Here is a 13,828-nt window from a genome sequence, read left to right as displayed (position 1 = left end):
AAAAGAATGAAAGATGAAACGATTTATAGCCATGAGGACACGTTGAGAATGCTCGACTCTTTTTTCCGGGAGGAGGGGGAGTGGTGGGATGGATTCTATGCGGATAAGGAGAAGAGCATTCCTTTTTTTCGGGATTGTCCCGATGAGAATCTGGTGGAATACTTCAGCGAAGGGGATATAGTACCGGGTCGGGTGCTTGAGCTAGGCTGCGGGGGCGGCAGAAATGCGGTCTATATGGCCCAGCAGGGCTGTAAATTGGATGCTGTGGATATCTCTCAGACAGCGATTGATTGGGGATTGGAGCGTGCGGCGGCACATCGGGTTGAGGTGAATTTTCATTGCGGGAATATCTTTGATCTGGATCTTGCATCTGAGAGTTGCGACCTCATCTATGACAGCGGATGCTTCCATCACATCTATCCCCACCGCAGAGCCACTTATCTGGAGCTGCTCAATCATACGCTGAAGCCAGGCGGGTATTTCGGCTTAACCTGCTTCGCAGCAGGCTCCATGGGTGCAGAGATCACCGATTGGGAGGTCTACCGTCAGCGGCGGATGAGAGGCGGATTAGGGTTCACGGAGGAACAGCTCAAGACATTCTTCGGCAGTTTCGAGAATATCAGGTTCCGGCGGATGCGCCAGACGGAGCAAAGTGAGAACCTCTTTGGTGAAGATTTTCTGTGGACGGCCTTGTTCCGAAAAAAGTAACTAGCGCCTCACTCCCGCAACAATTATATGGATGCTGTTGACGCTGGAACGTTAGTAACTGTATTTTGTACAACGGAATGCTGTAAAAAGAGCTTCGAGATAGAATCTATTGTATTCGGTACAATTGAATTTTGAATAAAGACCACCTTTCGCCCAAAATGCCACATTCCACTGTACGAAATACAATAGAATCTCATTTCATGGTCAAATATGAGTTTTCTATTGCAGGAAATACAATCAGCGGCTTTCCATTCAAGCCTAGAATTCGGCGGTGGGTGCATTCTGTACAACTGTATCCTCTGATGTACCATCGAATGGCGGTTTAGTTGTATTTCGTACATCTAAAACACCTCTATCCCTCGGTTCTCAACCATTCAGGCAAATTTAGTTGTACAGATGCTCTGCACAAAAAATAGGCTGAGCGCTCAACACAAGCACCCAGCCTATCTCATACCGTTTATTCCCGCTTACTGTTACTTCACCCGCTCCGTAAACAGCCGCCCCGCGTAGTCGCTGATCAGCCCGCGCAGCGCCAGCTTGCGGCTCCATTCGGCAGGAATGCCGCTGAGCCCGTAGTAGGCTCCGGCGATCTGGCCGTAGATAGCACCGGTGGTGTCGGCGTCATTGCCGAGATTCACGGCGAGCAGCGCGCCTTCTACGAAGCTGTCCGACTTATGGAATGCCCACAGCGCGGCTTCCAGCGACTCCACGACATAGCCCGAGCCCTGAATCTGCGGCGGCTCCTTCAGCTTATAGGAGCCTTGCTGGATGTTCAGCATATGCGGCGTCAGCGTATCTTCATCCAGCCATTCGCCAAAAGCATCCGGCGCCAGCAGCTCCTGCTTGCTCCGGCCATGCAGCCCCGCAAGGATGTACGCCGCAAGCAGACGACAGGCAGCCAGACACTCGGCGGCCCCGTGCGTCGTTCTTGAGCTCATTCCCGCATAGCGGATCGCTTCAGCGGGCTGCTCCGCGTAGTACATTACTACCGGAGCCAACCGCATAATCGACCCGTTCCCGGCAGAGAACGGGTCCTCTGACCCGCTGTACGCCTCCCCGCTGGCTTCATACCGGTGCAGCGCTTCGCGCGTTGCGTTGCCGATGTCAAAGCACCGGCCTGTGCTGCTCAGCGCTCCCTCGCGGTACCACTTCACATACCGCTGCATCTGGTCCGCCGGATCGAAGGCCTGCACCGTCAGCAGGCTCTCCGCCAGACAGAGCGCCATCGAGGTGTCGTCCGTCCACTGTCCAGGCTGCAGACCAAATACCCCGCCGCCGACCATATCCGTCATTGGCTTGAAGGTTCCGGGTGCCTGGAACTCTACAGTTGTTCCCAGCGCATCCCCGGTAGCCAGCCCCTGCAGGCAGCCCTGATAACGGTCCATCGTCACTGTCATTTGCTCTCCCCCTTCCCGGAAGCTTCCTGCCGCCACTTATTCGCCGGGGTACTTCAGTCCCCACTGCGCCCGTACTTCATCCAACAGCTTCATCAGGGCTACGGATTCATCCAGCGTCATTACCGGACTCTCAGTCAGTCCCGCTTGAAGGCAGCGGCCCACCTCTTCGGCTTCGAAGCAGTATCCGACTGAATCACGGTCATCTTCGAACCTCTCCGCCAATTCTCCGTTCACGTAGAGCTCGGCCGACTTCGGATTAACCAGGGTGCCGTTGACCACGATACGGCCTTCCGTCCCATAGATATAGGCTTCGTCGTCCAGATTCAGGCGGATGCCGGCGTTGAGTGAAGCAGATACACCATTGCCGTAGGACAACAACAGCGAGAAGTGCTCGTCCACGCCAGTCTCCCCGATATGGACTGTGCTGGCGATAGATTCAGGATGGGGTCCGAGGACCATCGAGGTGAAGGAGACCGGATAGATGCCGACATCCAGCAGCGCTCCCCCGCCTAGGGCCGGATTCAATAGGCGTCCTTCCGGCTTCCAATCGGAGCGGAATCCAAGGTCCGCCTTTACCAGCTTCACCTCGCCGATCCGCCCGGCGGCCAGCCATTCCCTCACCTTCACATGGGCCGGAATATACCGGCTCCACATGGCCTCCATCAGGAACAGCTTATGCTCACGGGCATAGGCCACTACTTCCTCCAGTTCACCCCTATTAACGGTAAAAGGCTTCTCGCACAGCACAGCCTTGCCGGCACGCAATGCCAGCAGCGCATTTTCCCGGTGGAACGGATGTGGTGTGCCGATATAAATGGCATCCACATCAGGATCGTTCACCAGCTCTTCGTAGGTGGCATATGCCACAGGAATGCCGTGATCCGCGGCGAATTTATCCGCGCTCTCCTGGGAGCGCGAGCCGACTGCATAAGCCGTGCCGTTGCTGGCATGGGCCAGATCTGTAGCGAATTGATGGGCGATCCAGCCTGTGCTGAGAATGCCCCATTTTACCTTGTAAGCGTTATCTTCTGCCATCGATAGATCCTCCTCTTAATGAAGCTCAGGTCCCTCTGATTCTATCAAAATCTGCCTGTTGTGTACATGTCCGCATCCCGCCGGGACCCTCCTGCTTCATACAGACACCCTAACGGGTGAAGGATGCTTTCATAGCGGTGCTCAGCTTACCCTCTCGCCAGTTTATGAGAGTCTTCTCTCACCGAATGCTTGTATGGATGGGTAGATTGTTGCACTTATCGCAGGATTTCTCTAAAAATTGTTACTGGCTACGGTACATTGTTGCATAATTTACAGGAATTCCGGGGATTAGAGCACGCTAGCGCTGGCTTTGTTGCATTTCATGCAAGATTTCAGCTTAGGTCTCTTCTATTACGCAGCAATGTTGCACTTCTTGCAGGATTCCCCTAAAAAGTTACGGGCGGTATAGCATTCCGCCCATCCGCCCCGCACCGGCCTAATGTGTTCGCTTTTTCGCATACATTCCGCCCATCCGCCCCGCACCGCCTAATGTGTTCGCTTTTTCGCATACATTCCGCTCATACACCCCGCGCCAGCCTAATGTGTCCGCTTTTTCGCATACATCCGCCCCCACCCCGCACCAGCCCAAGCCACACAAAAAACCCTCCCCGCCAGCCGCGAATCCGCAGCGAGCGGGGAGGGTCCTCTCCAACTTCTATATTATTTCTTAAGCACAAGCTCCAGGCGCACCTCAAGGTTGTTCTCGGTACTGAGCACGATGGAGTGCGGATTGCTGAGGCCGAAATCCTCGAAGGTTACAGTAGTCGTACCCGACAGCTTAAGCTCCCCGCCGCTGTATGCGGCCTGCGAGTCAAATGTCACTTCCTTCTCGATACCCTTTACGGTCAGCGTACCCTGCAGTTGTACCGGCACTGCGGCACCCTCTGTCCATTCCTTCGGCAGCTCCGAGAAGGACTTCACCGTGAAGGTGGCCTCCGGGAACTCTGCCACGGACAGGAAATCCGCTCCCTTGACATGCTCGTCCCGCTGGGCGGTTCCCGAATCCAGTGCGTTCATGTCTACCGACCCTTCGCCGGTCATCGCGGAGGCATCTTCCAGATTTACCTTCCAGGTTCCCTTAACGGAGGGGTCTACGAAGTTCACGGTTTCTTTGGATGTGGTCACGGACCAGTAGACCTTGGACGGCTCCGAAATGTTCCAGGTTCCGTTCAGCTGCTCCGGGGTTACAGCAGCTGCGGCCGCCGCCGCATTGGCTGTTCCTTCCTTCTGCGCTCCGCTGTTCTGGGCCTGCTCCGGAATCACCGATTCAATCTCCACCTTATTGCCAAGGCTGTTGTTCACTAAGATGAAGGCCGTGATGGCTCCTGCAATGACGACGATAGCTGCGGTTAACGCAATGGTTTTCTTCTTCATACGATCTCCTCCATTCCATATTCTTATCTCTGCTCTATTGGCTTGGCTCCCATTCTACCAAAGCAATATGTCGGGAATAAGTCAAAGCGGACAGGCCGGGAATATGTTAGAATTGTCGTAATTTTAGTTAAGGGACTGAAGCTCATGCAATCGATACTAATCGTAGAGGATGAAGAAGCCATCGCGCGGGTGCTTAGTGCCTATCTGCGAAAAGCTGGCTTCCACGTCACCCGGGCCGCAGACGGCCGGAGTGCCCTGGACACCTTCGAGGAGGCGCCGCCCTCACTGGTCCTGCTCGATATCATGCTGCCGGAGATGGACGGCTTCGAGCTGCTGCAGCTCATCCGTGAGCGGAGCAGCTGCCCGGTCATCATGCTCACCGCCCGCGACGGCATCAATGACCGGCTCGCGGGACTGGACGGCGGAGCCGACGACTATATGTCCAAGCCCTTCATTCCCGAAGAAGTGGTCGCACGGGTGAAGGCGGTGCTGCGCCGTCCCTCGCAGTGGTCGGACGGCAGCCGCAAGCGCCATTTCGGCAGTCTGTTCATCGATTTCTCGGCGCGCAGCATCTTTCTGAACGGGGCGGAGGTCAGCCTCAGCCCTCGCGACATGTCGGTGCTGCTGTTCCTGGCCGAACGCCCGAATCAGATCTGCACCCGCGACCAGCTGCTGGAGCATGTATGGGAGATGGACTACGATGGAAGCGACCGGGCCGTTGATCTCTCCATCAAGCGGCTCCGTCAGGCACTGTCGCACTGGCCGGAACATGAGGGCGAGATCCGCACACTGAGGGGAACAGGATATCAATTATGGACAACATAAATAAGAGTAAGAAGAAACGCAACAAGAAGAAGACCACCTCCATTCTCACTTACTGGACTCTGAGGTATCTGCTCATCATCAGCATCGGGCTGCTGGTGACGGCGCTGTTCACCTTCTGGTGGATGCAGCAGGAGGCGATGAGCAACCGGATGCAGACGACCGGCCTGCTGGCGCAGGAGATCGCTGACCGCAGCGTGGATACAGACGGCCAATTAGCCATTACCCCGAGCCTGAACAGGCTGGTCGAGGACCGTAAACGCTTCTTCAAGGTAACTGAGGAAATGTGCGTAATCATCACCGGACCTGAAGGCGAATTGTTATACTCCCAGCCCCCGATGACGGACGAGGAGATGCGGTACAAGCTCAATGATAGCCTGACCGATTCACGGACCCCGGAATACAAAGCCGCTTCCGCACAGATCCAGGGGGACCAGGGCTCCCTGGGGCAAGTGCTGGTTATGCAGTCCAAGCGCTCCCTGCGCCACATTCCGACGGAGGAGATCACCTTCTTCTCCATCATCATAGTCTTCCTGATTATCTTAAGCTGGCTGACGATCTATCTCTTATCGGTCAAGCTGGCCAAGCCGGTTCAGCGGGTGGCTGCCGCCGCCGCGCAGATCAGCAGCGGCCAGTATAATATCGTGCTTGAGACCGGGGCCAGAGAGCGGGAGATTCACGAACTCCTCGTCTCCTTTCAGGAGATGGCGGGCAAGCTGCAGCAGTTCGAGCAGTCACGGGCCATCATGCTGGCTGGCGTGTCCCATGAGCTGAAGACGCCGGTCACCTCAATTAAAGGACTGCTCCATGCAGTACGCGAGGGCGTTGTCGAAGGCGGGGAAGCCGATGAATTCCTCGATATCGCTCTGCTTGAGACCGAACGGCTGCAGCATATGGTCGCTGATCTGCTGGACTACAATGCGCTGACCGCAGGCATGGTTGCCGTCCGTCATGATAACCTTGAAGCGGCTCCGCTGCTGGAGGAAATCCTTTATCAATGGATGCTGACCCAGAACGAGGAGGTCAATAAGCCCATCCTGCTGCTGCCGGAGACCCCGCTTGTGCTGCGGGGAGACCCGCTTCGCATCCAGCAGATTATTGTGAATCTGCTGGGCAACAGCCTGCAGGCGAAGACGACGGACCGCAAGCTTCAATTGAAGCTTGAACTTACGTCTACGCCGCAGGGACAGGCCGAGATCACCGTTACGGATAACGGGCCGGGCATCCATCCGGACAGCCGGGAACGGATCTTCGAAGCCTTCTACCGCAGCTCCGGCAAGCAGAGCCTGCTTCGCGGACTCGGGCTGGGTCTGACCTTCAGCAGACTGCTGGCCGAGGCCATGGGCGGCAGCCTGGAGCTGGGCAGCCACCCGCCGCAGGGCTGTACCTTCGTGCTGCGGCTCCCGCTGGCAGAGTCATGAGTCCAGGAAGCGCGCCTGTAGTCCCGCGCCACACTGCGTGTTATAATCAGGTAACTAACAAGTGGAAACCGGAGGCGTATATGCTTACTTTTGAACAGAAAATAGCTATTCTTGATTCTTACCCCCAGCTCGAAGCGCGGAAGGTCTCGCTGGGACGGGTGAATTACCACCTGGAACAGAGCCGTCACGATAAGAAGACCGTGGCTTCGCATATTCACCCGAACGGGAACGGCTTCGTCTATGCCGGACTGCTGCGCGGCTATGAGACGGATGATAAGGGACTGGTCAACATCCGTGATTATTCAGAGGCTGCTCTGCGCGAGCTGCTGGATGCGTCCATCACTTCTCTCTTGATGTACATTCCCGAGGCTCCGGCCCCTTCCAAAAGAAAGAAAAAAGCACAGACGGGCGGAGCTGAAGCGCAGTCGCTGTGGAAGAATGAGGATGGCCATACGCTGAGTCTGAGATTCGAAGAGGATCTGTGGTATCTATACGCCGGTCTGCAGCTTGAGATGGCCTTCGAGACGATGGCTGAAGCGGAGGAATATCTCGCTGAAGAGGGTTTTGTCCGGGTGGCGGACGAACCACAGGAATAGAGTCGTCCCGGCCCGCAAATCGACGTTTATCGACGATTTGCGGGCTTTTTTGCATGAATTTCTGCATATTCCGGCAAATTTATAGAATTTCCCGGTGAGTCCCCTTATACTATAGCCAATGGCGTTTTCCATATATTTCACAAGGAGGAATCACAATGAACAATCCGGAAGGCGGAACACCCTTCACGAATCCTGAGGGGCCAAACAACCAACCTGGGCAACCGCAGCCCCAGCGCAAGGTAACCGAGCAGTTCAATAACTTGCTCAAGGATGAACGTGTACAGCAGGCACAGGCGGTAGGCAAGCAATATTGGAGCTTTTACCTGAGGGCCCTTACCCGCCCTTACAGTACAATGAGGGAAATTCCTGTAGCTCATTTCATGAACAGCCTGATCACTATGGGGCTTACGGCCTTGCTGACGGCCTTATATTTCCTCACCCTGTTCATCAAATGGGATGTCTCAGCCATCTTCGGCCCCGGCTTCCTGAAGCCGCTGCTATTGACGGCGGCAGGTCTTGCCATTGCTTGCGGAGCCACTTATGCCGTACTCCGGCTGGAGAAGGTCAGCTTCGATTTTAAATTGCTGATTACCCGGATGGGCACGCTGCTCGTTCCGGCCGTGGCGCTGCTGGTGCTGGCGATTCTCACACTGCTGGTCAGCCTGTACTCCTTCTCGACCACACTGGTGGCGTTGTCGTTCCTGTTCGTCTTCATCAGCATGAATACGGCTTTGTTCCAATATCCGCTGAACACCGGCGGCAGCCGGGGCATTGACACCTTATACCCGATTGCCATCGCTAACATTGTGACCGGATATATTTTCTACAAGCTGATCACCTCCGTCATTGCCGGTGCAGCCTTTGGTATGATCAGCAACTCGTTTAATTTATAAAATTATATAAAAGGCAATTAAGATTTCAACTCGAAGCATGGTCGTCGCTGCGGTAAACATTTGGACTATGTACATGACAAAACGGCGCTGCCGTCCTAATCAGGACAGCAGCGCCGTTTCCATATGTTGCACTTCTATTCAGTCCGGTAAGCCTGTTACGGAGTTGTAGGAGCTGCCGGAGCCGCTGGCATTTCAACTTCCTTCGCGTCCAGCGCTTCCTGCGGAACCTTGAACTCATCAACCTTGTTGTGATCGCTGATGGTCCCCTTCATATCCATATCAATCGATATCGTCTGGTCATTGCTGGTCATATCCATGACCATGGTTACATCGGTACGGGTTGGGAAATAAGTCTTCTTATCCACCGCGTAAGCGATATTCATGCTCTTGATATTCATCTGCTCCATCATAGCAGCCATCTGCTGGTCAGAGCTTCCGGTCTGGTTCATATAGGTCTTCGCCAGTTCCTTGACGTCATCCCCGGATACCTCAGCGGAGAGCAGATAACTGTCGCCTTCCTCGGTGATTTTGGTCTTATCGGTAAGCGCCTTGAATTGTGCCAATTGCTTCTCAGGGTTAGCGGACTGCTGCATAGCAGTAAGAACCTGTTCACCCATCGTAGCCGGCAGCTTCGTCCATTGCCCGTTCATCTGGGAATAGAAGCCGTCCTTAGTCACATATTGCTCAATCTTCTGGTCACCCTGAGCCGTTTTCATCTGCACCTCCTGATGCATCATCAGCGGCTCCTTAATGAATTTGGATTTCGTGGTCATATCAGTATCTTGCGCATTGTCCCCTTGTGCCGTCTTTATATTGATCTTCTGCTTCACCTGCATGTCAACTACATAGCTCTTCAGATCACCAGATACAGCAACCGATTTCTGAACCAATTCATCAACCGTTGGAACACCTTTTGATGTCTGTTCAGCTGGCGCTGCAGAAGCGGAAGCTTCCGGAGCCGCGTTTCCTGCAGGCGCAGCCGTTGCAGCTCCCTCCGAGGGCTTGAGTTCCTCATTATTGCCGCAGCCAGCCAAGGCAACAGTCAGCATTACACCCATAACAATCGTAGTCCATTTCTTCAAGTTCAATTCCTCCTAATGATTTCAGCAAGTAGTATTGTTAAATCTTGTGATGTATTTAACCACAGGAGCCCCCCTTTTAATCAGCTGTTTAAAAGTTACATCGAAAGTCATGGTCGTCCTGCCCGCAAAACAACACTATGAAGACAGCCAAAACTATGCTTATATATGGAGAATACTACTAAAACCAAAAGGGAAAGAAGCGTGGACGCGCATGAGTTTTGAAATCGTAGAAGCTACTATAGCGGAGATTGGGGCTGCTCTGGATTCCGGTGAGCTCACATCCAGGCAATTAGTCCTGATGTATCTGGAGCGCATTGCCGATCATGACAAAAGCGGCCTGACCGTCAATTCCGTGCTGGAAATTAATCCGGATGCGCTGTTCATCGCTGAATCCCTGGATGCCGAACGCCTGCACCAGGGGCCGCGCGGACCGCTGCACGGCATACCGGTGCTATTGAAGGATAACATTAATACCGGGGATAACATGCATACCAGCGCAGGCTCGCTCGCGTTGGCGGACTCTTTTGCCGGAGAGGATGCCTTCATCGTCAGCAGACTGCGCGAGGCCGGGGCTATCATTATGGGCAAAGCCAACATGACGGAATTCGCCAATTTCATGACGAATGGCATGCCCTCCGGCTACAGCTCCCGGGGCGGGCAGGTGCTGAATCCCTACAACATCTCCACACCGACAGGCGGCTCCAGCGCCGGGTCTGCGGTAGCGGTGGCCTGTAATTTCTGCACAGTCTCGGTTGGAACGGAAACCTCCGGCTCCATCCTCAATCCCGGCAATCTCGGCTCCATTATCGGTATTAAGCCCACGGTGGGGCTGATCAGCCGCTCCGGTATTCTTCCGCTCTCCAGCACGCAGGATACCGCCGGGCCTATGGCACGAACGGTCCGGGATGCCGTCCTTCTGCTGAATGCCCTGCTCGGTCAGGATGACGGCGATGCGGCGATGGGTACGAACAGAGGTAAGGTTCATAAAGATTATACGGTTTTCCTGGACGCAGACGGTCTGCGGGGAGCAAGAATCGGAATTCCGCGCGATTATTACTTCGAGGAGCTGACGGAGGAGCAGCTGGCGCTGTTCAATGCCTCTGTGGAGCGAATGCGGGAGCTCGGAGCAACCATCATTGATCCGGCCGAGATTACAACAGCACGGGAGATCAGCTATTCGTCCGTGGTGCTGAATGAATTCAAAACCTCGCTGAACGCATACCTCGCCCGCCTGGGTCCGGGTGCACCAATGCGTACCCTGAAGGATATTATAGATTTCAATCATGCCCATCCGGTAGAGACACTGAAGTTCGGGCAAGCTACCCTGCTCGATGCCGAACTTACGACCTCAGGCACCTTCACCGAGCCGCAATATCTGCGTGACCGCATGACCGATCTCAGGCTCTGCAAGGAGCAGGGCATCGATGCCACTATGCGCGAGCATCAGCTCGATGCCCTGCTGTTCCCGGCTGACTTCGGCGCACGGATTACCTCAAGAGCCGGATATCCGTCCATCGTGGTGCCGTCAGGCTATACCTCAGCCGGTGCCCCCTTCGGCGTAACCTTCTCCGCCCGGGCTTATGAAGAACCGGTGCTTATCAGACTGGCCTATGCTTATGAGCAGAACTATAAGGTGCGCAAGCCGCCTTCACTCCGCAGCTTCATCTGATTCCGCTTCTATGTACTCTATCATTCTTAATAGAATGACTAATCTGCGGCTATGCCCATATGCCTGTTGCCTTCATGGGACAGGCCCCAGGTGCGCAGCTCGTAGCTGCGGATACCTGAAGTGACATACGGGTCCCGCTCTGCAATAGCTGCCGCTGCCTCGCGGGAAGCTGCGCGGATAATCACCATCCCTCCAGGGCTGTCACTGAACGGTCCGCATAATACCAGTTGGCCGCTTCGCTCCAGTTCCTGCAGATGCTTGACATGCGCCCGGATAATCTCCTTATCCCTTCGGTCCTGCTCTGTAGGACTCAGCAGAATGACGTAACAGATATCCTCGGGATAAGCCGTCTCCTCATTCATGAACATCTCTCCTTCAATCATAGTCATGCCGGTTCTCTTCATCGGCAATGCTCTGAATCTCCTCTGCATGCATCAGATGCAGCTCATAATCGCCTTCGGCATGCAGCTTCACGACCCGCTCTTTAGTGAACTTCGCACTGCTCTCCGCTGCATCCTCGTCGTAGAACAACAGAATCCCGTCGCTTTTGCGCAGCAGCAGATCATCTCTGGCCTTGAACTGCCAGCTCCCGTCATAGGGAGCATTGCTAACGGCTCCATAGTAGTCAGCACCGGCTACAATGCGGCGGTATTCATTCTGCTTCTCTTCCTTCCACTTCTCTTCCGGTGACGCATGCGCCGTAATAATACCCAGCTTCAGTCCTGGATATTGCTTCTTCAGCTCCAGTACTACTTCGCAAGCCCACAGATCAACGCCATATTGCCCGGGCGTGATGACCCATTCCAGTCCCTCCTCCACCAGCGGAATGATCCGGTTCGCGAGTGCTTTTTTGATATAGGGAATGCCCTGATGCTTGCTGTCATAAATGCCGAGCTCATGGGCCCGGTAGCCTGTGACCAGTAAAGTCTTCATGTGCCCCGCCTCTCTCCTGACTGCTTCCTTCCGAAATGTATAGGAACAATTTGTACTCTATGCATTATATCTTATTTCGCCTGGCAGGGCTTCCGGACCCGGGGAGCATATAAGCCCGACCCGCCCTGCCAAATTATTTTCGGTAATTGCGAGTAAATTTAGATAAAGTTTGGAAAACTGCATGAAGATGAAAACATGTACTCCGTTATACCCAAATTCGAAAGCTGGGGATGATTACACTGTTCGGTATGATTCTTTCCTATATACCCGGCTGGGCAATCTTCGCCCAGGCGGGTGTGGCTATGCTTGTTCCGCTGCTCCTGGCCTATCTCTATAAATCGCTCTACAAGCTGGTAGGCAGCGGACGCGGCCAGATTGGGCACGGCGCAAGAACCCTTCCGCAGCAGCAGCCGCCTTTGGCTTCAGAGGAATCCTCCGCCCGGTTTACCGGTAATCTCCAGGCTGACCTGCAGGCGGTTAAATCCGGCATCGGCAACAACAGCGATGTCCATTTCAGAGCATTCACAAATGCGAACACAGGTGCACAAGGAGTCGTCATCCATGTCGACGGGATGCAGAGTGACCGGCTGCTCAGTATGGAAGCCATGCAATACCTGATGTATGAGATGCCTGCCGGTCCACAGTCTTCTGTTGAAATGGCCGGGCATCGTCTTCCCTTCAGCGAGCTTAGAGAGGAAGTGCATATCAGGGACTTCAATAGGTCAGTCCTCTTCGGCCATGCCGCCCTCCTGATCGAAGGGCTGCGCTGCGGGCTTCTGATCGAGATGCCCGGTGCTCCCAGCCGCCAGGCGGACGAGCCGGTCTCCGAAGCGCTGCTCCGCGGGCCCAGACTGGGCTTCACGGAAGCGCTCAGCGAGAATACCTCTATTTTGCGCCGCCAGGGCCTTAGCGATCAGCTTGAGATGGTATCCTTCCGGGCAGGGACCGCTATTGAGAGGGAGATCGTTGTGGCCTACATGAAGGATATCGTGAACGCTGATCTGCTGGACGAGGTCAAGAACCGGATCGGCAAGCTCGATATGGATTTTCTGGCCGAATCGGGTTATATCGAGCAGCTCATTGAAGATAATTATCTCAGTCCGTTCCAGCAGCTGCAGAATACAGAACGGCCGGACAGAGTGATCAGTGCCCTGCTGGAAGGGCGGGTCGCCATTCTGCTGGATGGCACACCCTTTGTACTAATCGCACCGGTAACCTTCAGCATGCTGCTGCAGTCGCCGGAAGACTATTATGATCGCTGGCTGCCGGGAACACTTCTGCGGCTGCTGCGTTTTGGCGCCTCCTTCTTTGCCCTGATGGCTCCGGCCCTGTACATCTCGTTCATCTCATTTCATCCGGGGCTGATTCCTACGGAACTGGCGATTACGATTATCAAGACCCGGCAGGGTGTTCCCTTCCCCTCTCTGATAGAGGTGCTGATTCTGGAGGTCGCCATCGAGATTCTTAGGGAAGCGGGCATCCGGCTGCCGAAGCCGATCGGTCCGGCGATGGGTATCGTCGGCGGTCTGATCATCGGTGATGCAGCGGTCCAGGCCGGGATCGTCAGTCCGTTCCTGGTCATTACGGTCGCCGTAACCGCCATCTCCTCCTTCTCCATTCCGATGTACAGCGCCGGAATCACCCTGCGGATGCTGCGCTTCGCCGGCATGCTATTCGCCTCGGTGCTGGGAATGTACGGGACCATTCTGTTCTTCCTGCTGATCTGCTGCCACCTGACCAAGCTCAAGAGCTTCGGAGTGCCTTATCTGACCCCGCTCTCCCCGTTCCGGCTCAGTGACTGGAAGGATCTGTTCCTGCGCGCTCCGATGGCCCTGATGAAGCGCAGACCGAAAATGATGAAGACTAAGCAGAGTAAACGAAGATCATAACCGCGCCTG

13 protein-coding genes are annotated in these 13,828 nt (G+C 54.9%); 7 read left to right on the top strand and 6 right to left on the bottom strand.

The genetic code is table 11. From position 1 onward, the window contains the following. The first annotated feature begins 6 nt into the window (after positions 1-6). The gene (locus tag NSS83_RS24535; protein ID WP_341346702.1) at positions 7-708 is read left to right on the top strand and encodes a class I SAM-dependent methyltransferase; all 702 of its coding nucleotides are present in this window, start codon (positions 7-9) and stop codon (positions 706-708) included. A gap of 473 nt (positions 709-1,181) precedes the next feature. Here the strand turns inward: NSS83_RS24535 and NSS83_RS24530 are convergent, their stop codons facing one another. The 3 genes from NSS83_RS24530 to NSS83_RS24520 form a co-directional block, all read right to left on the bottom strand. After that, a complete protein-coding gene (locus NSS83_RS24530) occupies positions 1,182-2,105 on the bottom strand; it encodes an ADP-ribosylglycohydrolase family protein (RefSeq protein ID WP_341346701.1) in 924 nt (307 codons plus the stop codon). A 36-nt stretch (positions 2,106-2,141) separates the two neighbouring features. Then, on the bottom strand, positions 2,142-3,140 hold the full coding sequence (locus NSS83_RS24525) for a Gfo/Idh/MocA family oxidoreductase (RefSeq protein WP_341346700.1): 999 nt from the start codon (positions 3,138-3,140) through the stop codon (positions 2,142-2,144). Positions 3,141-3,800: 660 nt separating this feature from the next. Continuing rightward, positions 3,801-4,514 carry a YceI family protein gene (locus tag NSS83_RS24520; RefSeq protein WP_341346699.1) on the bottom strand — a complete coding sequence of 238 codons (714 nt, stop codon included), beginning with the start codon at positions 4,512-4,514 and terminating at the stop codon, positions 3,801-3,803. 144 nt (positions 4,515-4,658) lie between these two features. On the opposite strand from NSS83_RS24520, the gene NSS83_RS24515 reads away from it, so the two are divergent. From NSS83_RS24515 to NSS83_RS24500, 4 genes are all read left to right on the top strand, one after another. Beyond that, complete coding sequence (locus NSS83_RS24515) at positions 4,659-5,339, top strand: response regulator transcription factor (RefSeq protein WP_341346698.1); 681 nt, start codon at positions 4,659-4,661, stop codon at positions 5,337-5,339. Next, positions 5,327-6,757, top strand: a complete 1,431-nt coding sequence (locus NSS83_RS24510) for a HAMP domain-containing sensor histidine kinase (protein ID WP_341346697.1) — start codon at positions 5,327-5,329, stop codon at positions 6,755-6,757. The genes NSS83_RS24515 and NSS83_RS24510 overlap by 13 nt, the downstream gene beginning before the upstream one ends. Positions 6,758-6,837: 80 nt before the next feature. Next, on the top strand, positions 6,838-7,353 hold the full coding sequence (locus NSS83_RS24505) for a hypothetical protein (protein WP_341346696.1): 516 nt from the start codon (positions 6,838-6,840) through the stop codon (positions 7,351-7,353). Between the two features lie 155 nt (positions 7,354-7,508). Beyond that, the gene (locus tag NSS83_RS24500; protein WP_341346695.1) at positions 7,509-8,246 is read left to right on the top strand and encodes a hypothetical protein; all 738 of its coding nucleotides are present in this window, start codon (positions 7,509-7,511) and stop codon (positions 8,244-8,246) included. Positions 8,247-8,401: 155 nt separating this feature from the next. On the opposite strand, the gene NSS83_RS24495 is transcribed toward NSS83_RS24500, so the two are convergent. Continuing rightward, positions 8,402-9,328 (bottom strand): DUF6612 family protein, encoded by a 927-nt coding sequence (locus NSS83_RS24495; RefSeq protein WP_341346694.1) that lies wholly within the window; start codon positions 9,326-9,328, stop codon positions 8,402-8,404. 211 nt (positions 9,329-9,539) lie between these two features. Between NSS83_RS24495 and NSS83_RS24490 the strand changes: the two genes are divergently transcribed. After that, positions 9,540-10,997, top strand: a complete 1,458-nt coding sequence (locus NSS83_RS24490) for an amidase family protein (RefSeq protein WP_341346693.1) — start codon at positions 9,540-9,542, stop codon at positions 10,995-10,997. A 38-nt stretch (positions 10,998-11,035) separates the two neighbouring features. Here the strand turns inward: NSS83_RS24490 and NSS83_RS24485 are convergent, their stop codons facing one another. Both NSS83_RS24485 and NSS83_RS24480 read right to left on the bottom strand, forming a co-directional pair. Next, positions 11,036-11,386: a YciI family protein gene (locus NSS83_RS24485; protein WP_341346692.1), complete on the bottom strand. Its 351-nt coding sequence runs from the start codon at positions 11,384-11,386 to the stop codon at positions 11,036-11,038. Continuing rightward, positions 11,373-11,930, bottom strand: coding sequence for a DUF1273 domain-containing protein (locus NSS83_RS24480; protein WP_341346691.1), 558 nt, complete (start codon positions 11,928-11,930; stop codon positions 11,373-11,375). Before NSS83_RS24480 ends, NSS83_RS24485 begins: the two co-directional genes overlap by 14 nt. Positions 11,931-12,169: 239 nt before the next feature. Between NSS83_RS24480 and NSS83_RS24475 the strand changes: the two genes are divergently transcribed. Further along, a complete protein-coding gene (locus tag NSS83_RS24475; protein ID WP_341348762.1) occupies positions 12,170-13,819 on the top strand; it encodes a spore germination protein in 1,650 nt (549 codons plus the stop codon). Positions 13,820-13,828: the final 9 nt, after the last annotated feature.

It is taken from the genome of Paenibacillus sp. FSL H3-0469 (genome assembly GCF_038051945.1).
Taxonomy (GTDB): domain Bacteria; phylum Bacillota; class Bacilli; order Paenibacillales; family Paenibacillaceae; genus Paenibacillus_AQ.
The sequence above is the reverse complement of the archived record's forward strand: the minus strand, read 5'-3'. Positions and strand labels throughout refer to the sequence as shown.